The organism is Agrobacterium sp. SUL3 (genome assembly GCF_001263295.1).
Taxonomy (GTDB): domain Bacteria; phylum Pseudomonadota; class Alphaproteobacteria; order Rhizobiales; family Rhizobiaceae; genus Agrobacterium; species Agrobacterium tomkonis.
Genome location: NZ_KQ414509.1, coordinates 133,620 through 154,579, shown reverse-complemented (window position 1 = coordinate 154,579; position 20,960 = coordinate 133,620). Strand labels below are relative to the sequence as shown.

Below are 20,960 nucleotides of genomic sequence, written 5' to 3'. Positions count from 1 at the left end.
GTGAGGCGGGCACGATTTCGTGAAAACGGCTTTCTCAGCCCTCCAGACGGCGGAAAGCCGTCGGCTTTTCATAAAGCCAGCCGATGCGCTCGATGGCCGCATCGAGATTTTCACAAGCGACATTCATCGTATGCCCATTGGCGTGGAGCAGCGTTTCCTCGTTTTCCATGAGGCCGACATGACCCTTCCAGAAGACCAGATCACCGCGGCGCAATTCGTCGCGCTCTATTTCCACGCCAAGCGACTTCACCTGCATGTCGGTATCGCGCAGAACCCGCCGACCCGTCATTGCCATGGAAAGCTGCACGAGGCCGGAACAATCTATGCCGAGGCCCGAGCGGCCGCCCCAGAGATAGGGCGTCTCGATGAAGCGCAGTGCTATCGCCACATAATCCTCTTCAACAGCATCACCGACTGCCCGGCAATGGGCGGCGATGATGCCCTCGCCTTTTTCAGTCATCAGATATCGGGTGCCGCGCGTCTCGGCCTCGCCGACGATGCGAATAAGGCTGCCCATGGAAAGGGCCGCGACCGGTGGTTTGCGCAGTTCAGCGGCAGGATAGAGAAAGGTGCGCGGCGCAACGACGCGATGCGTGACGGTAACGACATCGCCAATAGCGGTTTCCGGCACGTAACCGGCGTAACCATCGGCGTCCGCCTGCACCCATGCCCAGCCGTTCGTTCTATCGAAGACACGGATGGTTTCGCCAAACAAAAGCTCCGTATCGATACCGGAGGCAAGGTCTGGCGTCGGCCGCAGGCCAATGACGGGAACAGCGACTTGCGCGGGCGAACCACTGACGAAGCGGTCGGCCTGCACCACACCTTGCAGTTTTTCATCGGCCAAGTCAGAGCGGAAAACATTCAGGCGACGGTCGAGCATCATGGGTTTCACGTCCAGAGTTAGATCTTACGCGCCTGATCAATAATCAGATCGCCGAATTTTTCCAGATAGAGCGCACCTGTGACAGTGCGTTTTATCACAACATTGCGTCTGTCCCGCTCATCCCTCACCCTGTCGACCAGCCCCAGCGCCCCGAGACTGTCGAGTGCGCGGGTGATGACCGGCTTGGTCACGCCCAGCATTGCAGCGAGACCGCGAACGGTGTGCGGCGGCGGCACAAGATAAATCTGCAGCAGGATGGCGCTCTGGCGCAAGGTCAAATCCGGCGCGTCGGCAATGACCTGCGCGATCGCGACGCGATGCCAGAGCCCCAAGGCTTCCGTGGGCGAAAGTTCTGCAGGCACGCCGATAAACCTTCCAGTCGTTATCGTGCCTTTTTCAGGCAATGAACGGCAAAACTCAAGAACCATAGCGCACAAACAAAACCGCCGCGCTGTTGCAGACCGGATAGGTCGAACAGCGCGGCGGCATTTCGGACCCGTTTTCCGGGCTTCCAACGTCCCCTCTGGACTTAAAACAAGAGAAGCAGGAAGCGTGCCAATTTTATTGCGGCGCACAAATATGAGAGAAAACAACGATTTATCGTGCAATCGCGGCGCCATGGCCGGATTTCTGCAAACGAAGATTAGCAATAAAAATAAGCAGACAGGAATTTAGTGCTTAAAAACTGCCTTCCGCCGCAAGGGCGGAAGGCAGGGATCGTTGTGGATCAGATTTCCGCGTGGCTCAGATTTCTGCACCGCGGGCCGTATCAGCGGCATTGGCGCCTTGCTGCCGGTTATGCCGGATCGACGACCAGAGCGAAATACCGATCAGGGTCGCACCGCCAAGGCCGGTGATGACCTCCGGTATATGGAACATGGTCTGCACATACATGATGACCGACAGGATAAGGATCGCGTAAAAAGCGCCGTGTTCCAGATAGCGGTATTCGGCAAGCGTTCCCTTCTCAACCAGCATGATCGTCATCGAGCGCACATACATGGCGCCGATGCCGAGGCCGATGGCGATGATGAACAGGTTCTGGGTCAGTGCGAAAGCACCAATCACGCCGTCGAAGGAGAAGCTGGCATCCAGCACTTCGAGGTAAAGAAACGCACCGAAGCCGCCTTTGGCCGCGCCTTCCAGCATTTCCTGGCTGCGATCGAGAATACCGCCGACGACTTCCACCAGCAGGAAGGTCAAAAGACCCCAGATCGCCGAATGGAAGAAGGTGTTGGCTGCGACCGGACCGAGTTCCGGGTTGTCACTGGCACCGATGATACGGGAAAAGACCAGCATGACGACCAGCACGAAGGCGATCTCGATGCCCTTGACGGAGGAATAGGTCGCAGCCTTTTCCTCGATCCAGCGCACCCAGTGCACGTCCTTTTCATGGTCGAAGAAGAAATTGAGACCAACCATCATCAGGAAGGTGCCGCCAAAAGCCGCAATCGGCAGATGGGCGTCACGCATGATTTCCGAATAACGTTCCGGCTGCGTCGCCGCCATGACGATTGCCGTCCAGGGGCCGACATTGGCGGCAACGACGACGATGAGCAGCGGGAAGACGATACGCATGCCGAAAACGGCAATCAGGATACCCCAGGTCAGGAAGCGGTGCTGCCAGACCGGCGTCATATCCTTCAGCTTATTGGCGTTGACGATGGCGTTATCGAAGGAGAGCGAGATTTCCAGCACCGCAAGAACGACGCAGATGAAGAAGATCGTCGCCGTGCCGCCCACCGTTCCGGTCATTTCCCAACCGAGATAACCGCCGAGGATCAGACCGACGATGGTGACGATAAATGCCCACTTGAAGTAGGAAAGCGTGGTTTTCTGGGCGGGGCTCATGTCCGGTCGCCTCCGATAACGAGGACGTTCACGGACCGACGCCGAGCGTCAGGCCGCACGCAGAAAGCACGCGCGCGAAGCACATTCAGGTTTTTCATAGTTTTTAATCCGCCGGCCAATTTTTGCAGGCGGTACCGACATCGCGAGAGCGCCGTAAAACTCTCGCCAGAGGGGCCCGGCACCTTTGTTTCCTCTGTCCATGCGAGACATATGATCGCAGGACCTTCTCTTACTCCCTGAAGATCACGCCCTCGTCAAGTCCCGTGATTGTATCGACAGTGGTCAGGAAAGATCAAACCTGTTCTTCGACCAGTCCTTCGGCGGTTTCGCGGCGTCGCTTGAGCGTATTTTCGCGGAAGAAAATATAGAGGCCGGATAGAACGATCAGGCCCGCGCCGATGACGATGCTGATATGCGGTACATCACCGAAGAATGCCCATCCGAAGATCACCGCCCAGAGCAGCAGCGTATATTGCAGCGGCGCGACGGTCGCAGCATCGGCAAGCTTCAGAGCCCGATTGACCAGCACATGCGCTGCCATGGCGACTACGCCGAGCAGGCTGAGGAACGCCAGATCGAAGCTGGACTGGACCGGCAGCCAGCCGGATGGTGTTAGAAACACTGCAACGATGCCCGCAAGACCGGCACCGATGATCTGCCAGAAGGCAAGTACGGTATCCGGCGTATTGCGCAGCTGGCGTCCGGACAACATCATGAAGGCGAAGGCAGCACTGCCGAGAATGGAAAACAGCGCAGCGGAAGTGAGGCTTGCCGAACTGGGTTTCAAGGCGATGAGAACACCGACGAAACCGATGGCGATGGCCGTCCACCGACGCCAGCCGACCTTTTCTCCGAGCAGAAACGGTGCCAGGGCCGCCACATAAATGGGCGCCGCCAGCCAGTAGGTCATGACGTCTGCCAATGGCAGGCTCGCGACCGCGAAATAGAAACAGAAAAGCTCGGCGGTGGAGAAAAAGACACGCGCCACCTGCAATCCGGGCCGCTCGACCTTCACAAGGCCGGAAAGGCCAGCTCGCCAGACGATGGGAACCAGGATGACAAGGGCCGCAGCACTTCGGATCAGGATAACCTGCCCCTGGCTATAGGTCGATACAAGCCATTTTCCCATGGCATCGTTCAGCGCGAAAAGCAGCATTCCAAGCAGCATGACGGCCACGCCGAGGCCAGTCGGCGAAAGCTTTCGTATCATAGTCGACATGTCAGTTCCGATCTCTCCCAATGGCTGCATTGGTCGTTCAGCCAGCCACCCCTTGTCAAGCCCGGAGCGGCTGACTTGAGAAATAATATTACTAATAGATCGAAGACTTATATGTCAGAAGAATATTCGCCTCTCTTCAGCCACGAGTTCCTGAAGAAAATCGACCACGGTACGGACGCGAACCAGTTGGCGGGCGGACTCGTGATAGGCGGTCCAGTAGGACCGGCTTATGCTGATATGCGGCATGATCCGCAACAGTTCAGGATATTGCCCGGCGATGTAATTGTGCAGAATGCCGATACCCGCCCCCGACCGCACCGCCTCCGTCTGGCCGGTGGCGCTGGAGATTTCAAAGGCGGCATCCCAGTCGCGCATGATCTCACCGGTGTAATTCAGGGAAGGCGAGAAGATCAGGTCCTCCACATAACCGATCCGACGATGGCGCTTGAGCGCTTCGACATCATCAGGCGTTCCATATTCAGCCAGATAGTCGGCGGAGGCATAAAGCCCGAGCGAATAATCGGTGAGCTTTGAGAACATCAGCCTGCCCTGCTCCGGCCGCTCGATGGTGATGGCGATATCGGCCTCGCGCTGCGACAAAGAGAAGGAACGCGGCACGGGAACGAGCTGGATTTTGAGATCAGGATAACGGGCCGTCAGCCGGCCCAGCCGTGGCGCGAGAAAGGAGACGCCAAGACCGTCCGGCGCACCGATACGCACCGTTCCCGCCACTGCCGTATCGACACGCCCGAGATTGGCCTGGGCATTCAGCATTTCGGTTTCCATGCGCTCGGCGGCACCCAAAAACCGCTGACCTTCCTCGGTCATTTCGCAGCCGTTCGTCCGGCGGATAAACAGCTGGGTCTTCAGTGCCTGCTCCAGCAGCGTCAATCGCCGCGAAAGCGTTGCGTGATTGAGTCCGAGCCGTTTCGATGCGGCGAGAATCTGCCCGGAGCGGGCAACGGCAAGGAATATGCGGACGTCATCCCAATTCATGGCTTGCTGCGCATCATTACGGGTTCAACTTCGATCAAAGTAAGCGATGTCACCATTCCCGCCACACCCTCTTTATATTTCAGGAAATGCGGCGTCTGCAGATGCGCCTCGTATGCCGCCTGGTTCGCATAGATTTCGAGGATGCGAATCTTTTCCGGGCTGCCTTTGATCGCCACCGCATTTAATGCAAGCACACCATTTTCAAGACGGACCGAAGCCTCGATCTCCTCTGCAAGCAATCTGCGATAGGCGTCCAGATGGGTCGGATCGATTTCTATTTCAGCCATCCTCACGACAGGTTCATCGCTCGCCATCTTTTACCTTTCTTTTTTGACTGGCGAACTCGCCGTGCCGGATAAGGAAACGCCTCAAATGCTTATCGTACTTTAATTTACGCACAACGGTTTCTTATCCGAGTTCATTGATTTGTACAAATTCAAGTGCAATGCTGCGCCCATCAAAAAATCGCGGAGGACTACCCATGAAGGAAATCGGTCATTTCATTAACGGCAAGCATGTGCCCGGCACCAGCGGTCGCACATCGAATGTCTATAACCCGGCCACAGGCGAAGTGCAGGCAACCGTTGCGCTTGCGAGCGACGCTGAATTGCGTGCTGCCGTTGAAAGCGCCAAGGCGGCACAGCCGAAATGGGCTGCCACCAACCCGCAGCGCCGCGCCCGCGTTTTCTTCAAATTCGTTGAACTTCTGAACCGCGACCTCAACGAGCTGGCGGTGCTGCTTTCCAGCGAGCATGGCAAGACCGTCGAGGATTCCAAGGGTGATATCATCCGCGGCCTCGAAGTCTGCGAATTCGTCTGCGGCATTCCCCATCTGCAGAAGGGTGAGTTTACCGAGGGCGCTGGCCCGGCCATCGACATGTATTCGATCCGCCAGCCGGTCGGTATCGGCGCGGGCATCACCCCGTTCAACTTCCCCGGCATGATCCCGATGTGGATGTTCGCCCCGGCGATCGCCTGTGGCAACGCCTTCATCCTCAAGCCTTCCGAGCGCGACCCGTCGCTGCCGATCCGTCTTGCCGAACTGATGATCGAGGCTGGTCTTCCGGCCGGCATCCTCAACGTCGTCAACGGTGACAAGGGCGCTGTCGACGCCATCCTGACCGATCCCGATATTGGCGCGGTCTCCTTCGTCGGCTCGACGCCGATCGCCCGCTATGTCTATGGCACCGCCGCCATGAACGGCAAGCGCGCGCAGTGCTTCGGCGGCGCGAAGAACCACATGATCATCATGCCGGACGCCGATCTCGATCAGGCGGTGAATGCGCTGATGGGTGCGGGTTACGGTTCGGCCGGCGAGCGCTGCATGGCCGTTTCCGTTGCGGTTCCGGTTGGCGAAGAAACGGCCAACCGTCTCGTAGAAAAGCTCATCCCGCAGATCGAGAGCCTGAGAATCGGCCCCTATACCGATGACAAGGCCGATATGGGCCCGCTCGTCACCAAGGAAGCCCAGACACGCGTCAAGGGTCTGATCGACAGCGGTGTTGAACAGGGCGCAAAGCTGCTGGTCGATGGCCGCGATTTCAAGCTGCAGGGTTATGAGGACGGCTATTTCGTCGGCGGCTGCCTGTTCGACCACGTCACGCCTGACATGGACATCTACAAGACGGAAATCTTCGGGCCGGTTCTGTCGGTCGTTCGCGCCAAGAACTACGAAGATGCGCTGGAACTGCCAATGAAGCATGAGTACGGTAACGGTGTCGCGATCTACACGCGTGACGGCGATGCTGCACGCGATTTCGCAAGCCGCATCAACATCGGCATGATCGGCGTCAACGTTCCGATCCCGGTTCCGCTCGCCTACCACTCCTTCGGCGGCTGGAAGGCCTCGAGCTTCGGCGATCTCAACCAGCACGGCACGGATTCGATCAAATTCTGGACCAAAACCAAGACGATCACCTCCCGCTGGCCCTCCGGCATCAAGTCGGGTGCCGAATTCGTCATGCCGACGATGAAGTAAGCCGAAAAGCCGGCAACCAAAACAAAAGCCCCGCTGCGAAAACAGCGGGGCTTTTTCGGTTAAAAAGATTACTAAAAAAATCAAGTTTCTTTTGTCAAAATAATTCCACTTAAAGCTGTTATCGCGTAAGAGAGCCGTTGCGGCGTGGGGACGCTGCCAATCGAGGATAACGGGGAAGCCTGCAAACTCAATCTGCCCGGAGAGGGGCATGTCATGAGGGACTATTATGAGTGAAATCTCTGTCAGCGTGGATCAGCGCGCACTCGAACGCGGCTCGTTCAGTGGAAATGCCAAGGAATATTTTGGTATCTGGATCGTCAATATTCTGCTGACGATCGTCACGATCGGCATCTATTCCGCCTGGGCAAAGGTGCGCCGCAAGCGTTATTTCAATGGCAACACCGTGCTGGCCGGCCGCGCTTTCGGTTATCACGCCACCGGCGGACAAATCTTCAAGGGTCGGTTGATTGCATTTGCCTTCATCGTCGTCTCGCAGCTTGTCGGCCTCATCCATCCGTTTCTGGTCTTCGTGCCGGCGCTCCTGCTGATGATCTTCTTTCCCTGGCTGATCACGCGCAGCATTCGTTTTAATGCGCGGGTGACAAGCTATCGCAATGTCCGTTTCGATTTCGTCGGCACTGCGGGAGGCGCCTTCGTCTCTATTCTGCTCGGCAGCCTCGTCGCGCTTTTCTCCTTCGGCATTCTGGCGCCACTGTCCAGCCGCTGGGCAAACCGCTACATTTTCAGCAACCTGCGTTATGGTGACCGGCCCTTCAGTGCCGACCCCAAGATCAGCGCGCTTTATCGGGTCTGGATCATTCCGGCGATCATGGTGGTGATTGGCAGCATCGTGGTCGGTTTCTTCGGCGTTGCCGCCTTTGCGGCCAATAGTGCGGTCCTCGAAGACGAAACGGCCGCCATGGTTACCGCGCTTGCTTCCCTCTATGTCGGCCTTTTCGGCGCATTTTTGGTTTACGGCCTCGCGGGCGTTGTTTATCGCACCGGCGTTCGCAACGTTGTTATTTCGTCCATGCTGCTGGACGGAAAGCACGATCTGCGCAGCGACCTGCATCGCGGGCGTTACCTCTGGATCGTCACCTCCAACCTTGTTGTCACCGTCTTCACGCTTGGCCTGATGCGGCCATGGGCGGCAGTGCGCGAAGCGCGTTATACCGTCGAACGCACGGCAATCCGTTTCAATGGCGATGTGGGCGAGGTCCTTTCTTCGATGGAAGCAACGGGTGCCGCCGTCAGCGCCGAATATATGGATATGGAAGGTTTCGAGTTTGGTTTCTAATACCGGAGAAACCGTTGCGGGCGAGTGGCACGCCGCTCGCTCCAGCCTTTCCAGCGCCGCCAGGCTGAAGCTTGGCGGCACGGTCCTTCTCGTGCTCGACGCGAAGGACAACCATGTCAGAACCCAGGCCGAGATAAAAACGGTCGAGATCAGCCACCGCGTTGGAGCCATTCCCCGGGAGTTGCATTTTCCGGACGGTTCGCTGTTCGAGACACGCGACAATGACGGTGTGGACCGTCTGCTTGTCCAGCACATTACCAAGCGCGCCGGCTTCGTAAACTGGCTGGAACAGTTCCGCCTGCGACTGATCGGCATCACCGCCGCAGCCGTACTTCTGGCTTATGGCACTTACAAGCTGGCGCTGCCGGCGCTGGTGGAACTGGCGGTCGCTGTCACCCCGCCGATCGTTCCGCAAATCATGTCGGCCAGCACCATGCAGGCCTTCGACCAGACGGTGTTCTCCGCAAGCGAACTACCACAGGAACAACAGGACGCCATCCGCGCGGAATTTGCCCGGATCGCCGCCCATGCGGAAGGTTCGCCCGAGGATTACAAGCTGAATTTCCGCAAGGGGGGCTATATCGGTCCCAATGCCTTCGCGCTTCCGGACGGCACGCTGGTATTGACGGACGAGTTGGTGGAACTCGCAGGCGACGACAGGCAGATGATCACCGGGGTTCTCGCGCATGAAATCGGCCATGTGGAATATGAACACAGCCTGCGGCAGCTTTACCGCGCCGCCGGTGTTGCCGGTCTCGTCATGCTGATTGCCGGCGACGTCGGTTCGGCCATGGAAGATATTCTCACCCAGGGTGGTGGTCTTCTGGCGCTCTCGCATTCGCGCGATGCCGAGCGGCAGGCGGATCAGCGCTCCGTCCAACTGATGCGCCAGGCCGGGCTTGACCCCACCGCCATCGAGCGCTTCTTCGCGCTACTTGAGGAAAAGCTGGGGGACAAGGGCGGCACCAGCATTGTGTCCACCCATCCCGGAACGCCGGAAAGGCGCAAGGCTATCCTCGATTACAACGCCTCACTGGACAATAAGCCGGCGGGTAACTGATCCGCCGGTCTCCGGAAAACGGCGTCAGTTGGTCGGACCGTCGTTGAAGCCCACTTCGTCCACCAGTTCGGATGCCTGCCTGCGATGAGCGGCAATATCCGTCAGCGGCAGCTTGTCCGGATTGATGGGGCCGAAACCCTTGACGACATCGGATGGCTCGGCGCCCGGCAGCACCGGATATTCGAAGACCTGCTTGGCGTAGATTTCCTGTGCCTCGCGGGACGCCAGGAATTCCATCAGCTTCAGCGCATTGTCCTTGTTGGGTGCATATTTCGTCAGGGCCATGCCGGAAATATTCACATGCGTGCCGCGATCGCCGGCGTTGGGGAAGATCACCCGCACCGATCCCGCCCATTCCTTTTCTTCCGGCTCGCGATCATTGGTCAGCATCAGACCGACATAATAGGTATTGCCGAGCGCGATGTCGCATTCGCCGGAAAAGATCGATTTCGCCTGGCTGCGGTCGGTTCCATCAGGCTTGCGGGCGAGATTATTCTTCAGGCCGGTCAGCCATGTGCGAGTGTAATCGACGCCATGATGGGCGATCATCGAGGCGATAAGGGCAATATTGTAGGAATGCTGGCCGTCACGAATGCAGATCTTGCCCTTCCATTTCGGTTCGGCAAGCTCCTCATAGGTGATGTCCTTCTGGGTCACCCGCTCTCTGGAGGCATAAACCACCCGGCCGCGCGTCGTCAGGCCGAACCACTCGCCCTGCGGATCGCGGAGATTGGCGGGGATGTCCTTTTCGATGACGGGATCGTTGAGAACCGGCTGCGTGACGCCACCTTCCTTCGCCTCAACGAGACGGGCGATATCAACCGTCAACAGCAGATCGGCGGGCGAATTGACGCCCTCGGCCTGAATGCGCTCCACCAGCCCCTTGTCGAGGAAAAGAACGTTGGCTTCTATGCCCGTTTCTTTCGTGAAGGCATCGAGCAGCGGCTGGATCAGCTCGGGCTGGCGATAGGAATACACATTCACCTCGCCTTCCGCAAAAGCTGCGGGCGCGCCGGAAACGATCGTCAGCCCTGAAAAAACGGCAGCGGAAAAATACGATTTCAAGCTTGCCATTACGAATGCCTCCATTACATTCAGATTCTTGACTTGTTTGTTCATGAATCATTGAGGCGGTCAACAAGGCTGTTCGAGAAATATCGAATGGGCGCCAGTTTTTTCAGTTTCTGGAATTGTTCTAAACTGAAAAAGAGACTATATAACTCCACATTGAGAGTTAGGAGACCAGCATGCGTTTGACCAAACAGACCAACTATGCCGTTCGCATGTTGATGTATTGCGCTGCGAATGAAGGCAAGCTGAGCCGCATTCCAGAGATCGCCAGGGCTTACGGCGTATCTGAGCTGTTCCTTTTCAAAATCCTGCAGCCACTCAACAAGGCGGGCCTGGTAGAAACCGTGCGTGGCCGCAATGGCGGCGTGCGGCTTGGCAAGCCTGCCGAAAAGATCAGCCTTTTCGACGTGGTACGAGTGACCGAAGACAGTTTTGCCATGGCAGAGTGCTTCGAGGACGGCGCCGTTGAGTGTCCGCTTGTGGACAGCTGTGGCCTGAACTCGGCGCTGCGCAAGGCGCTCAATGCCTTCTTCGATGTTCTCGCGGAATATTCGATTGACGATCTCGTCAAGGCGCGCCCGCAGATCAACTTCCTGCTCGGTATCGACACGGAAATGCCGAAGGCCATGCCCCTTCCCGCCGCCTGATCACGCAAATATCAGAACAGCGAAAGCCAAAGCCCGTGCCCGAAGGTCGCGGGTTTTTCTTTTATAAAATACTCATGAAATACAATATTTTTGGCGATGCAGGTTGACGCCGCCAGACGAAACGGCGCATTTGGTCACGAGCTTTTTCAAGCAACCAATCAGCGTCGCAATGATCATCAAGCCTGAATTCCATACATTTGCGCTTACCGCCCTTGTCGGCAGCATGGGCGCACTGCTCGCCAGCCTGCTCCATGTTCCCGCCCCCTTCCTTTCCGGGCCGGCACTTGCCGTAACGATCACCGGACTGGCGGGCGTAAAGCTCGGAATTCCCGCCTTCATCCGCAATGCCTGTTTCGTCGTCGTCGGTATTTCGATGGGAACGAGCGTAACGCCCTCGGTCATCGATGCGGCAAAGACATGGCCGCTGAGCTTCGTCGTCGTGCTCGCCGCCGTCGTCATCATGCTCTATGTCGCCTATTGGATCCTGCATTACGGTTTCGGATATGACCGGACGACGGCGATGCTGGGCGCCTCCCCCGGTCACCTCAGCTATATCATCAGCCTTGGGGCGGAAACGAAAAGCGACCTTGCGACCGTCAGCATCGTACAAAGTGTCAGAGTACTGGCGCTGACGCTTTCCGTACCGCTGATCGTCGAATATTTCGATCTGGTCAGCACCGAACCGCTGATGACCAACCCGCCAATGGGTCTGCTGACCCTGGCGCTGACCATCGCCGCATCGCTTCTGACCGGCTGGCTTTTCCTGCGCTGGAGATTTCCGGCAGCCCTGCTGCTTGGCGGCGTGGCCGTTTCGATCGGCACCCATATTACCGGCCTCACAGAGGGCGGCGTTCCCACTTGGCTCAGCCTGCCAGTCTATGTACTGATCGGCTGCCTCATCGGCACGCGTTTTTCCAACGTATCGCTGATGGAAGTGCGCAAAGGTTTTCTGGCCGGCTTCGTCGTCACTATCGCCGTGATGGTGATCGCCGGCAGCATTGCCTGGATGATTTCCAGCGTCACCGGCGTTCCGCTCAATGCGGTGATGATCGCCTATGCGCCGGGCGGTCTCGAAACCATGGCGGCCATGGCGGTGATGATGCATGCCGATACCGCCTATGTCGGCTCCCACCATGTCATCAGGCTTCTGTTCCTTTCCGTACTCATGCCGCTCGTCATGGGCAAGGACGCCCGCAAGCCGAACGACAAGACCTGACAGCACCCAGCCGGAACCGCCAGCGCTAAAAATCCGAATGGCGTGCAACCATTTTTCCTCACGGCCGTTGATATTTCGCCGCAATTGCGGCGGCGATCTCTCGCCTGTTCGGCAGGCTGACCCACCGGAGGAACATTCATGAACCGCTTGATGACGTTGACCGGCGCCGGACTTGCGCTTGCCCTTTCTGTTTCCATCGCTCAGGCGCAGGTGGTTGTGTCGTCGAAGATCGACACGGAGGGTGGCGTCCTCGGCAACATCATCCTCGCCGTGCTGAACAAGAATAACATCGAGACGACGGACCGCATCCAGCTCGGCGCCACCCCGGTGGTCAGGAAAGCGATTACGGCGGGCGAAATCGATATCTACCCGGAATATACCGGCAATGCCGCCTTCTTTTTCTCCAAAGCCGATGATCCGCTCTGGAAAGACGCCGCAAAGGGCTATGAAGAGGCGAAAACGCTTGATTACGACGCCAACAAGATCGTCTGGCTGACGCCATCACCGGCAAACAACACCTGGGCTATCGCGCTGCGCAAGGATGTCGCCGACAAGAACAATCTGAAGTCGCTTTCGGACTTCGGCAAATATGTTACGGGCGGCGGTGAGGTGGTTCTTGCCGCATCTTCCGAATTCGTCAATTCTGCCGCTGCCTTGCCGGCGTTTCAGACGACCTACGGGTTTACCTTGAAACCGGAGCAGCTGATCACGCTGTCTGGCGGCGACACGGCGGCCACGATCGCAGCTGCCGCCAACCAGACGAACAATGCCAATGCCGCTATGGTTTACGGCACCGATGGCGGTATCGCGCCTTCGGGGCTTGTCGTGATGGAAGACGACAAACATGTGCAGCCGGTCTATCAGCCTGCGCCGGTCATTCGCGAGGAGGTTCTGAAAAAGAACCCCAATATCGAGGAACTGCTGAAACCCGTCTTCGAAAAACTTGATCTGGCAACGCTGCAGGAGCTGAATGCCCGTGTGCAGGTGGGCGGCGAACAGGCCAAGACCGTGGCGCTCGACTTCCTGACAAAGAACGGTTTCGTCAAATAATCACCTGTGAGACAATGAAGCGGGATGGCGAAAAGCGGGGGCGGTTTTCAGTATCCGGCCCCAGCTTAGCGCCCAGGGGGAGCGGAACTTGACGAAATGGCCTGACAAGGTGGGTGTGCTGATTTCGTGCCTGCTGCTCTACGCGCTTTTCGCCTCGCCCTTCATGATATTCCGTGCCAATCGGATTGTTCAGGGTGAAGCGCGAACGATCTTCGAAGCCCTTACCCCTATGGCCGCAGCCTTCCTTGTCGCCATTATCCTGATTGCCGCCTTCATCGCGTTCTTTCGCTTCCCGGCGCGGCTAAAACTGGCGGCGGCGCTGGGAGGGCTGGCGGCACTGGCGATCTTCGTCGGCCAGGCAGCCTCTGCCCTGATACCGGAGGGTAACAGTTTTGCCCGCGTCTCACCTGCCAGCGGTTTCTGGCTGATGTTTGCCGGGCTGGCGTTGCTCGCGACGGACTGCATTGCCCGTCTCCAGCCGAAACCCGCCTTGCGAATTTTGCTGTTGCTGCTGGCGATTGCCTCACTTGCAGGGATCTTAACCAGCGGCCTCTGGAATGATCTCTCCATCATCAAGGAATATGATGGCCGGGCAGATATATTCTGGACCGAGGCCCTCCGGCATGTGGAACTTGCAATCGGCTCGCTGATCGCGGCAACCGTCGCGGGCATTCCGCTGGGAATACTCTGTTACAAGGTCGAACGGTTGCGTGCCGGCCTGCTGAACAGCCTCAATATCATCCAGACCATCCCGTCCATTGCCCTTTTCGGTCTTCTGATCGCGCCACTCGGATGGATCGCTGCCACTGTGCCGGGCGCGGCAAAGATCGGTATTGCCGGCATCGGCATGGCGCCCGCTTTTGTGGCGCTGTTTCTCTATTCGCTGCTGCCGGTCGTTTCCAACACGGTTGTCGGCCTTTCCGGCGTCTCGCAGGCGGTCCGGGAAGCGGCACGCGGGCTCGGCATGACACCGGTGCAAAGGCTGTTGCGGGTGGAATTTCCGCTTGCCATGCCGGTCATCTTAACCGGTATCCGCATCGTGCTGGTGCAGAATATCGGGCTGGCGACGATCGCCGCGCTGATCGGTGGGGGCGGATTTGGCGTTTTCGTATTTCAGGGCATCGGGCAGACGGCCATGGACCTCGTGCTGCTCGGCACCGTGCCGACCGTTCTCCTCGGTTTTGCCGCCGCGATCACACTCGACGCCCTCATCGACAGCAATCTCTTCAGCGCAGGCGGAAGGCAACAGGCATGATCGAGATAGATACCATCACGAAACGATATGGCGATGCAGCCGTCGTGGATCAGGTGTCGCTGACGGTAGCGCCGCGCACCGTCACCGTCATCGTCGGCACATCAGGATCGGGAAAAACCACGCTGCTGCGGATGATAAACCGGCTGGTGGAACCGACCTCCGGCACGGTCCGGATCGACGGCGAGGATGTCAGCACTATGCCGGGTTACAAACTGCGCCGACAGATCGGCTATGCCATTCAGGGCCATGGCCTGTTTCCACACAGAACGGTGGCGGAGAATATCGCCACCGTTCCGCAGTTGGTCGGCTGGGACCGCAAACGTATCGAGGCGAAGATCGATGCGCTGATGCACCTCTTCCAGCTTGATCCCACGCTTTATGCGGACCGTTTTCCGCATGAACTTTCCGGCGGTCAACAACAGCGTGTCGGCGTGGCGCGGGCGCTCGCCGCAGAGCCGAACATTTTGTTGATGGACGAACCCTTCGGCGCGCTCGACCCGGTGATCCGCGCCAAGGCACAGAACGATCTTCTCGATATTCAGAAAAAGCTCGGGGTCACCGTCGTCCTCGTGACGCATGATATGGACGAGGCCTTTCATCTGGCGGACCGTATTGCCGTGATGGACAAGGGGCGCATCGTGCAGGACTGCCCGCCGGCGGAACTGGTGCTGAAACCGGCAACCGATTTCGTGCGAACGATGATCGGCGAAAACGAACGCGCGCTGAAACTGCTTTCGGTTCTCTCCATTGCCGACATCGTGGAGCCGGGAAGCGCCGAGGGCGAGCCGCTCACCGAACATACAAGCCAGCGCGATGCCCTATCAGCGATGTTATGGGCGGGCTGCGATGTCTTGCCGGTGGTCAAAGACGATGGCCAGCTCACCGGCCGGGTGCGGCGGGACGTTCTCCTCCAGCGTGCTGCCGGAGCCTCATGAAAAACGCAACCTCTTTGCTTGCAATCGGATTTCTGGTGCTGGTGCTGATCGTCTTTCTTGCCGCGCCGCAAATCTTCGCGCCGATATTTCGCCCTCTCGTGCAGGCCAATGCACCGGCGATCTACACCCAGGCCAACCTGCTTTCCCTCACCCTTTCGCATCTGACCACCGTGGCGATCGCCACGGGGCTGGCCACATTGGTGGCGGGTGCGCTCGCAGTTCTCGTCACCCGGCCTTTCGGGGCGGATTTCCTGCCGCTGTCGCGCAGCATCGTCAATATCGGCCAGACCTTTCCCCCCGTGGCGGTACTGGCGCTTGCAGTGCCGATGATCGGTTTTGGGGAGAAACCGACACTTATTGCGCTGTTTTTATACGCGTTGCTGCCGGTGTTCGAAAATACGCTGACGGGGCTTACCACCCTGCCCGCCACGGTGATGGATGCCGCCAGAGGCAGCGGAATGACCGGCTGGCAGCGGCTTGTCAAAGTGGAACTGCCGCTTGCCTTGCCGGCCATTCTCGCGGGCATCCGGCTTTCAGCAGTCATCAGCCTTTCAACCGCCACCATCGGCTCCACGGTCGCCGCGCGCACGCTTGGCGAAGTGATCATCGCCGGGCTACAATCCAACAATCTCGCCTTCATCCTGCAGGGCGGTTTGATCGTCGCCGCACTGGCAATCCTGATCCACTCTGCCTTTTCCGCGCTGGAAAGGACCGCAGCCCGCAAAACCGGGCACTGACACGGGCTAGCCTCGCATTTTTATGTTCCCGACGTCAGCCGCACATGTTAGGGGCTGACCGTCGAAACAGTAACATCAGAGGTTCGGGTGACACAGGCAATCGTCGTGATGGGAGTGAGCGGCTCTGGCAAGTCCACGGTCGCAGAGGAACTGGCCGAAAAACTGGGCATTGCCTTCATAGAAGGCGACAAGCTTCACCCGAAATCCAATGTCGATAAAATGTCCGAGGGCATTCCGCTGACGGACGAAGACCGCTGGCCGTGGCTTGACCTGATCGGCGCGGAACTGCGCAAGGGCAGCGAAGGCAACGGTGTCGTCGTTTCCTGCTCGGCACTCAAGAAAATCTACCGCGACCGGCTTCGCACGGCCACCGGCAGCCCGCTTGCTTTTGTTTATCTGGATGGCAGCCTGGAGCTTCTCAGCCGGCGCATGGGTGAACGCAAGGGCCATTTCATGCCGCTCTCGCTGCTTCAAACCCAGCTTGCCACGCTGGAAGTGCCGACCGGCGAACCGGGCGTCGTAACCGTCAGCATCGACACCACACCGGACGAAATCGCGAAGAATGCGCTTTCCGGCCTTAAAACGGTGACGTTCTAACTCCTTGTGTGTTGCATTTCCGGATGCGAAACCGCTTCACGCTTTCGCTGGAAATGCTCTAAAAGCCGAGCCTGTCCCGCATGCCGTACCACCAGGCGCCAAGCATGGTCAGTGGCACGCGGAAGGTCTTGCCGCCGGGGAACGGATAGTTCGGCAGCGAACTCCAGACATCGAAACGTTCGGCGTGGCCGGCAACGGCCTCGCCCAGTATCTTGCCGAGCAGATGTGTGGTCGTGACACCATGGCCGCTGTCACCATGCGAAAAATAGATATTGTCCGAAAGCTTGCCCATATGCGGGATGCGCGTCAGCGTCAGCGCAAAATTGCCACTCCAGGCGAAGTCGATCCTGGTCTTTTCCAGTTGCGGAAAGGTCTTCAGCATGTTCGGGCGGATAACGCCCGTCAGGTCGGCAGGGTCGCTGCCGCCATAACCGATGCCGCCGCCGTAAAGCAGGCGGTTATCCGAGGTGCGGCGGTAATAATCGAGAATATAATTGGCATCCTCGACGCAATAATCGGCGGGCAAAAGCGCCTCGATCAGATCGGCATCGAGCGGCTCCGTCGCCATGACCTGACTTGAGACCGGCATCATCCGCTCGCCGATTTCCGGCAGCAATGTGCCGAGATAGGCATTACCGCAGACGAGTACATATTTCGCCTTCACGCTGCCCGTCGCCGTGCGCACCACGGGGTTTGCACCCTGTTCTACCGAAATGACCCGCGAATTCTCAAAAATCCGCGCGCCAAGGCTTTCGGCTGCCGCCGCCTCGCCCTGCACCAGATTGAGCGGGTGGATGTGCCCGCCCAGGCGGTCGATCATGCCGCCGGCATAACGGTTGGACTTTACATAAATGCCGACATCCGCCCTGGAGACCATCTCCAGCCCACCATGGCCGTGCTTTTCCCAATGGGCCTTGTGAGCCTCCATCTCGCGGATCTGTTTCGGCGTGAAGGCGGCAAAGAAGCCGCCATCGACGAGATCGCAATCGATGGCATATTTGGCGATGCGGCTACGGATGATCGCGCCGCCTTCCAGCGACATTTCCCCGAGCTTCACCGCCTTGTCGTGTCCATAACGACCGGCGATGGTTTCGAGATCACGGCTATAGCCGTTGACGATCTGGCCGCCATTGCGGCCCGAGGCGCCGAAGCCAACCCGCACACCTTCCAGAACGATGACGGCATAACCGCGTTCACTGAGTTCCAGTGCTGCGGAAATGCCGGTGAAACCGCCGCCGATGATGCAGACATCGGCTTCCAGCGCGCCTTCAAGCGTCGGTCGCACGGATTTGACATTGGCGGAGGCCGCATACCATGAGGATGTGTGGCCTGGATTGGGAATAGTCGTTACCTCAGCCATCTCACACCGTCCTGATATAGGCGTCATATTCGACGTCGGTTACACGCAGGGAAAATTCGGAAAGCTCCTGCTGCTTGCAGGCGGAAAACAGCGTGCGGTACTTCTGGCCGAGCGTCGCATAAGCAAAGCTCGATCGTGTGAAGCGCTGCAGGGCGTAGTCCCAATTGGTGGGCAGCGGTTCGTGGTTGATGGCATGGCTGTCACCCGCGATCGCTCCGCCGGGCTGGCGCTTTTCCTTCATGCCGGCAAGTGCCGCACTCAGGATCATTGCGACAACGAGATAGGGATTGGTATCGGCGCCGGCGACCCGGTGTTCGATACGCGTCGCGGCCTTGCTGGCAACGATGACGCGCACCGCCGCCGAGCGGTTGTCGATGCCCCAGGAAGCGTAGGTCGGCGCATGTTCGCTCGGTGTCAGGCGGCGGTAGGAATTGGCATGGGGGGCGAAGATCGCCATGCTTTCCCCCATATTTTCCAGAAGGCCGCCGACCGAATGCATCAGTGCATCCGAAGGGCCGTTTTCGCCGGCATAGATATTCCTGCCGTCCCTATCGAGAACGGAAAAATGCACATGCATGCCGTTGCCGGCCTGCAAGCCATAAGGTTTGGCCATGAAGGTGGCGTCGAGCTCATGCCGCCGCGCCACGCCCTTGACGATGCGTTTCAGGAAAACGGCGAAATCGGCGGCCTGCAAGGCGTCCGGCACATGGTTGAGGTTGATCTCATATTGCCCCGGCCCGTTTTCCCGCAGCGTCGTATCGGCAAGCACACCCTGCGCCCGGCAGGCTGTGGCGATATCATGGAAGACATCCTCGAAATCCTGCAATTCGGAAATCGACAGAACCTGGGTCTGGCCCGTGTGCCAGCGTCCCTCGCGGCTGTGCGGCGGGCGCACGGGATCAAGCGCAGAGCGGACTGGATCGATCAGGTAAAATTCAAGTTCGGTCGCCACGACCGGCGTGAGGCCAGCCTTTTTATAGGCGCTGAGAACCTGCGACAGAACATGGCGCGGATCGCCATAAAAGCCGGTTCCATCCGGGTTTCTCATCGCCAGCAGAACCTGCGCCGTTGGACGGCCAAGCCATGTCACACGCGACAGCGTGCCGGGAACGGGGAAACAAAAACCGTCCGGATCGCCCGTACCTTCGGCAAGGCCTGCGGCGTGCACATCCCGGCCCCAAATATCCAGTGCATAAACGGAGCGGGGAATGGCCATTCCCTTTTCGAGCACGTCGATTGCCCTCTCACGCGGAATCCATTTGCCGCGCGGAACACCGTTCGCGTCTATGACGAAGGCTTCGAGAATTTCGATGTCGGGGTTGTCGGCGAAAAATTTCTTTGCTTTTTCAATATCATCCATCATGCACCAGCAGGCCGTTTCTCTTCTGTTTCGCGCGCAGAAGCGCTTCGCTAACGAAAATCATCCTGCTGCTGATAAATGAGAAACCTCGCCACCATGATGACGCTTGCCCCTTTTCCCCTTTGCATGGGACCATGTTACGTGGCCTGTCACAGGAAGGCCAGCGGATTTAGCTATTAGGGATTGAACCTTTCAGGGCGATAAGCGTCGATGGCGATAACAGGCGTTTCGCCCAGCATGGTTTCCGCCAGCACACGACCGGTGATCGGTCCGAGTGTGAGGCCGTGATGGGCATGCCCGAAAGCGAACCACAATGTCCTGTGCCTTGGCGCCTTGCCGATGATCGGCATCATATCCGGCGTGCAGGGACGCGCGCCCATCCACGGTTCCGCATCCAGCCTGCCGCCGAGGGGAAAGACGCTGCGAGCCACCCGTTCGGCCCGCTCGATCTGTACCGGGGATTTCGGCGCATCGCGTTCGGCAAATTCAGCACCCGTCGTCAGGCGGATGCCTTTTCGCATCGGCGCCAGGAAATAGCCGCGCTCGGCATCGATCAGCCAGTTGTTGAGCTTTGTCCCTTCCTGCGGCGCATAATGCATGTGATAACCACGCTTCACCCCGAGCGGGAAACGATAGCCCAGCCTCTCTGTCACCGTATCTGCCCACGGACCAAGCGCCACGACGGCATGTTTCGCCTCAACTGCGCCGGTTTCGGTACGCACCGTCCAACCGCTTACCGTCTGGCTGAGCGTCGATGCATCACCCCGGACAAAGGTTCCACCGTAGCTCTCAAACAGTTTGAGATAGGCGAGCGTCAGCGCGTGCGGATCGAGCACGGACCAGGGGTCGTTCCATTTCAGGCCGCCGACGAAATCCCGGCTGAGATGCGGTTCAGCGGAGGCAAGCTCTTCAGCATCGAGTTTCGTGTGGGAAATGCCGTGGTCCCGCGCCAGCCGCTCGGCGAAGGCATAATCCGCATCCCGCCTTGCGGCAGTCCTGTAAGCCTCCATCCAGCCGTTTTTCACGATCAGATCGCCAGCCTTCGCTTCATCGATCAAAATGCTGTGTTCGGAAACCGAATGCTCGATTAGTGGCGCATAGGCGCGGGCAATCGCCCCGTGGCGTGTGGCTGCGGAATTATACCAGTAGCGGCCGAGGAAAGGCGCGATCTTCGGCAGTGCGGAGAGGTGATAGCGAGCATCGATGCTGTTGTTCAGGGAATAACGCAGCAGCAGGGCGATATCCTGCGGGAAGGCGTAAGGCACGACGCCTTCTCTCTGGATCAGCCCTGCATTACCAAAGGAGGTTTCCTCGCCCGGCCCGCGCCGGTCGACCAGCACCACCGATTTGCCCCTTCGGGCCAGTTGCAGAGCGACGGAGACCCCGATGATCCCCGCTCCCAGAACAATCACATCCGCTGCCATGACAATCAATCCGTTTCCGCG

20 protein-coding genes are annotated in these 20,960 nt (G+C 58.6%); 10 read left to right on the top strand and 10 right to left on the bottom strand.

Annotated elements, in window-relative coordinates:
• Window positions 1–34 precede the first annotated feature (34 nt).
• The 6 genes from AKG12_RS19985 to AKG12_RS19960 all read right to left on the bottom strand — a co-directional run bounded on the left by AKG12_RS19985 (window position 35) and on the right by AKG12_RS19960 (window position 5,266).
• The gene (locus AKG12_RS19985) at window positions 35–886 is read right to left on the bottom strand and encodes a C40 family peptidase (protein WP_052820171.1); all 852 of its coding nucleotides are present in this window, start codon (window positions 884–886) and stop codon (window positions 35–37) included.
• 17 nt (window positions 887–903) lie between these two features.
• Window positions 904–1,248, bottom strand: a complete 345-nt coding sequence (locus AKG12_RS19980; protein ID WP_046799206.1) for a MarR family transcriptional regulator — start codon at window positions 1,246–1,248, stop codon at window positions 904–906.
• Between the two features lie 382 nt (window positions 1,249–1,630).
• Window positions 1,631–2,737, bottom strand: a complete 1,107-nt coding sequence (locus AKG12_RS19975) for a DUF475 domain-containing protein (RefSeq protein ID WP_052820170.1) — start codon at window positions 2,735–2,737, stop codon at window positions 1,631–1,633.
• Window positions 2,738–3,029: 292 nt separating this feature from the next.
• Window positions 3,030–3,947 carry a DMT family transporter gene (locus tag AKG12_RS19970; RefSeq protein WP_052820169.1) on the bottom strand — a complete coding sequence of 306 codons (918 nt, stop codon included), beginning with the start codon at window positions 3,945–3,947 and terminating at the stop codon, window positions 3,030–3,032.
• 123 nt (window positions 3,948–4,070) lie between these two features.
• Entirely contained in the window at window positions 4,071–4,952 is an 882-nt protein-coding gene (locus AKG12_RS19965; RefSeq protein WP_052820168.1) for a LysR family transcriptional regulator, read from the bottom strand.
• Window positions 4,949–5,266, bottom strand: coding sequence for a putative quinol monooxygenase (locus AKG12_RS19960; RefSeq protein WP_052820167.1), 318 nt, complete (start codon window positions 5,264–5,266; stop codon window positions 4,949–4,951). Before AKG12_RS19960 ends, AKG12_RS19965 begins: the two co-directional genes overlap by 4 nt.
• Window positions 5,267–5,433: 167 nt before the next feature.
• Between AKG12_RS19960 and AKG12_RS19955 the strand changes: the two genes are divergently transcribed.
• The 3 genes from AKG12_RS19955 to AKG12_RS19945 all read left to right on the top strand — a co-directional run bounded on the left by AKG12_RS19955 (window position 5,434) and on the right by AKG12_RS19945 (window position 9,287).
• Entirely contained in the window at window positions 5,434–6,930 is a 1,497-nt protein-coding gene (locus tag AKG12_RS19955; protein ID WP_046799201.1) for a CoA-acylating methylmalonate-semialdehyde dehydrogenase, read from the top strand.
• Between the two features lie 226 nt (window positions 6,931–7,156).
• Window positions 7,157–8,227 carry a YjgN family protein gene (locus AKG12_RS19950; protein WP_052820166.1) on the top strand — a complete coding sequence of 357 codons (1,071 nt, stop codon included), beginning with the start codon at window positions 7,157–7,159 and terminating at the stop codon, window positions 8,225–8,227.
• Window positions 8,217–9,287: a M48 family metallopeptidase gene (locus AKG12_RS19945; protein ID WP_052820165.1), complete on the top strand. Its 1,071-nt coding sequence runs from the start codon at window positions 8,217–8,219 to the stop codon at window positions 9,285–9,287. The genes AKG12_RS19950 and AKG12_RS19945 overlap by 11 nt, the downstream gene beginning before the upstream one ends.
• Window positions 9,288–9,311: 24 nt before the next feature.
• On the opposite strand, the gene AKG12_RS19940 is transcribed toward AKG12_RS19945, so the two are convergent.
• Window positions 9,312–10,361 (bottom strand): Fe(3+) ABC transporter substrate-binding protein, encoded by a 1,050-nt coding sequence (locus AKG12_RS19940; RefSeq protein WP_052820164.1) that lies wholly within the window; start codon window positions 10,359–10,361, stop codon window positions 9,312–9,314.
• Window positions 10,362–10,534: 173 nt separating this feature from the next.
• On the opposite strand from AKG12_RS19940, the gene rirA reads away from it, so the two are divergent.
• The 7 genes from rirA to AKG12_RS19905 all read left to right on the top strand — a co-directional run bounded on the left by rirA (window position 10,535) and on the right by AKG12_RS19905 (window position 16,795).
• Window positions 10,535–11,005: an iron-responsive transcriptional regulator RirA gene (gene rirA, locus AKG12_RS19935; protein ID WP_046799198.1), complete on the top strand. Its 471-nt coding sequence runs from the start codon at window positions 10,535–10,537 to the stop codon at window positions 11,003–11,005.
• Window positions 11,006–11,174: 169 nt separating this feature from the next.
• Complete coding sequence (locus tag AKG12_RS19930; protein ID WP_046799428.1) at window positions 11,175–12,221, top strand: AbrB family transcriptional regulator; 1,047 nt, start codon at window positions 11,175–11,177, stop codon at window positions 12,219–12,221.
• 138 nt (window positions 12,222–12,359) lie between these two features.
• On the top strand, window positions 12,360–13,271 hold the full coding sequence (gene osmF / locus AKG12_RS19925; protein ID WP_052820163.1) for a glycine betaine ABC transporter substrate-binding protein OsmF: 912 nt from the start codon (window positions 12,360–12,362) through the stop codon (window positions 13,269–13,271).
• 88 nt (window positions 13,272–13,359) lie between these two features.
• The gene (locus tag AKG12_RS19920; protein WP_052820162.1) at window positions 13,360–14,526 is read left to right on the top strand and encodes an ABC transporter permease; all 1,167 of its coding nucleotides are present in this window, start codon (window positions 13,360–13,362) and stop codon (window positions 14,524–14,526) included.
• Window positions 14,523–15,461 carry an ABC transporter ATP-binding protein gene (locus AKG12_RS19915; protein ID WP_046799195.1) on the top strand — a complete coding sequence of 313 codons (939 nt, stop codon included), beginning with the start codon at window positions 14,523–14,525 and terminating at the stop codon, window positions 15,459–15,461. Before AKG12_RS19920 ends, AKG12_RS19915 begins: the two co-directional genes overlap by 4 nt.
• The gene (locus tag AKG12_RS19910; RefSeq protein ID WP_046799194.1) at window positions 15,458–16,198 is read left to right on the top strand and encodes an ABC transporter permease; all 741 of its coding nucleotides are present in this window, start codon (window positions 15,458–15,460) and stop codon (window positions 16,196–16,198) included. Before AKG12_RS19915 ends, AKG12_RS19910 begins: the two co-directional genes overlap by 4 nt.
• 108 nt (window positions 16,199–16,306) lie before the next feature.
• Window positions 16,307–16,795 (top strand): gluconokinase, encoded by a 489-nt coding sequence (locus AKG12_RS19905; RefSeq protein WP_052820161.1) that lies wholly within the window; start codon window positions 16,307–16,309, stop codon window positions 16,793–16,795.
• A gap of 58 nt (window positions 16,796–16,853) precedes the next feature.
• Here the strand turns inward: AKG12_RS19905 and AKG12_RS19900 are convergent, their stop codons facing one another.
• From AKG12_RS19900 to AKG12_RS19890, 3 genes are all read right to left on the bottom strand, one after another.
• Window positions 16,854–18,155: an NAD(P)/FAD-dependent oxidoreductase gene (locus AKG12_RS19900; RefSeq protein ID WP_052820160.1), complete on the bottom strand. Its 1,302-nt coding sequence runs from the start codon at window positions 18,153–18,155 to the stop codon at window positions 16,854–16,856.
• A gap of 1 nt (window position 18,156) precedes the next feature.
• Complete coding sequence (locus tag AKG12_RS19895) at window positions 18,157–19,518, bottom strand: glutamine synthetase family protein (protein ID WP_046799191.1); 1,362 nt, start codon at window positions 19,516–19,518, stop codon at window positions 18,157–18,159.
• 173 nt (window positions 19,519–19,691) lie between these two features.
• Window positions 19,692–20,939 (bottom strand): NAD(P)/FAD-dependent oxidoreductase, encoded by a 1,248-nt coding sequence (locus tag AKG12_RS19890; protein ID WP_052820159.1) that lies wholly within the window; start codon window positions 20,937–20,939, stop codon window positions 19,692–19,694.
• Window positions 20,940–20,960 lie beyond the last annotated feature (21 nt).

What these genes read in the sequence shown, in the direction of transcription:
- AKG12_RS19985 (WP_052820171.1), bottom strand. Translation starts at nt 886, where the DNA reads ATGATGCTCGACCGTCGCCTGAATGTTTTCCGCTCTGACTTGGCCGAT.
- AKG12_RS19975 (WP_052820170.1), bottom strand. Translation starts at nt 2,737, where the DNA reads ATGAGCCCCGCCCAGAAAACCACGCTTTCCTACTTCAAGTGGGCATTT.
- AKG12_RS19970 (WP_052820169.1), bottom strand. Translation starts at nt 3,947, where the DNA reads ATGATACGAAAGCTTTCGCCGACTGGCCTCGGCGTGGCCGTCATGCTG.
- AKG12_RS19965 (WP_052820168.1), bottom strand. Translation starts at nt 4,952, where the DNA reads ATGAATTGGGATGACGTCCGCATATTCCTTGCCGTTGCCCGCTCCGGG.
- AKG12_RS19960 (WP_052820167.1), bottom strand. Translation starts at nt 5,266, where the DNA reads ATGGCGAGCGATGAACCTGTCGTGAGGATGGCTGAAATAGAAATCGAT.
- AKG12_RS19955 (WP_046799201.1), top strand. Translation starts at nt 5,434, where the DNA reads ATGAAGGAAATCGGTCATTTCATTAACGGCAAGCATGTGCCCGGCACC.
- AKG12_RS19950 (WP_052820166.1), top strand. Translation starts at nt 7,157, where the DNA reads ATGAGTGAAATCTCTGTCAGCGTGGATCAGCGCGCACTCGAACGCGGC.
- AKG12_RS19940 (WP_052820164.1), bottom strand. Translation starts at nt 10,361, where the DNA reads ATGGCAAGCTTGAAATCGTATTTTTCCGCTGCCGTTTTTTCAGGGCTG.
- rirA (WP_046799198.1), top strand. Translation starts at nt 10,535, where the DNA reads ATGCGTTTGACCAAACAGACCAACTATGCCGTTCGCATGTTGATGTAT.
- AKG12_RS19930 (WP_046799428.1), top strand. Translation starts at nt 11,175, where the DNA reads ATGATCATCAAGCCTGAATTCCATACATTTGCGCTTACCGCCCTTGTC.
- osmF (WP_052820163.1), top strand. Translation starts at nt 12,360, where the DNA reads ATGAACCGCTTGATGACGTTGACCGGCGCCGGACTTGCGCTTGCCCTT.
- AKG12_RS19915 (WP_046799195.1), top strand. Translation starts at nt 14,523, where the DNA reads ATGATCGAGATAGATACCATCACGAAACGATATGGCGATGCAGCCGTC.
- AKG12_RS19910 (WP_046799194.1), top strand. Translation starts at nt 15,458, where the DNA reads ATGAAAAACGCAACCTCTTTGCTTGCAATCGGATTTCTGGTGCTGGTG.
- AKG12_RS19905 (WP_052820161.1), top strand. Translation starts at nt 16,307, where the DNA reads ATGGGAGTGAGCGGCTCTGGCAAGTCCACGGTCGCAGAGGAACTGGCC.
- AKG12_RS19900 (WP_052820160.1), bottom strand. Translation starts at nt 18,155, where the DNA reads ATGGCTGAGGTAACGACTATTCCCAATCCAGGCCACACATCCTCATGG.
- AKG12_RS19895 (WP_046799191.1), bottom strand. Translation starts at nt 19,518, where the DNA reads ATGATGGATGATATTGAAAAAGCAAAGAAATTTTTCGCCGACAACCCC.
- AKG12_RS19890 (WP_052820159.1), bottom strand. Translation starts at nt 20,939, where the DNA reads ATGGCAGCGGATGTGATTGTTCTGGGAGCGGGGATCATCGGGGTCTCC.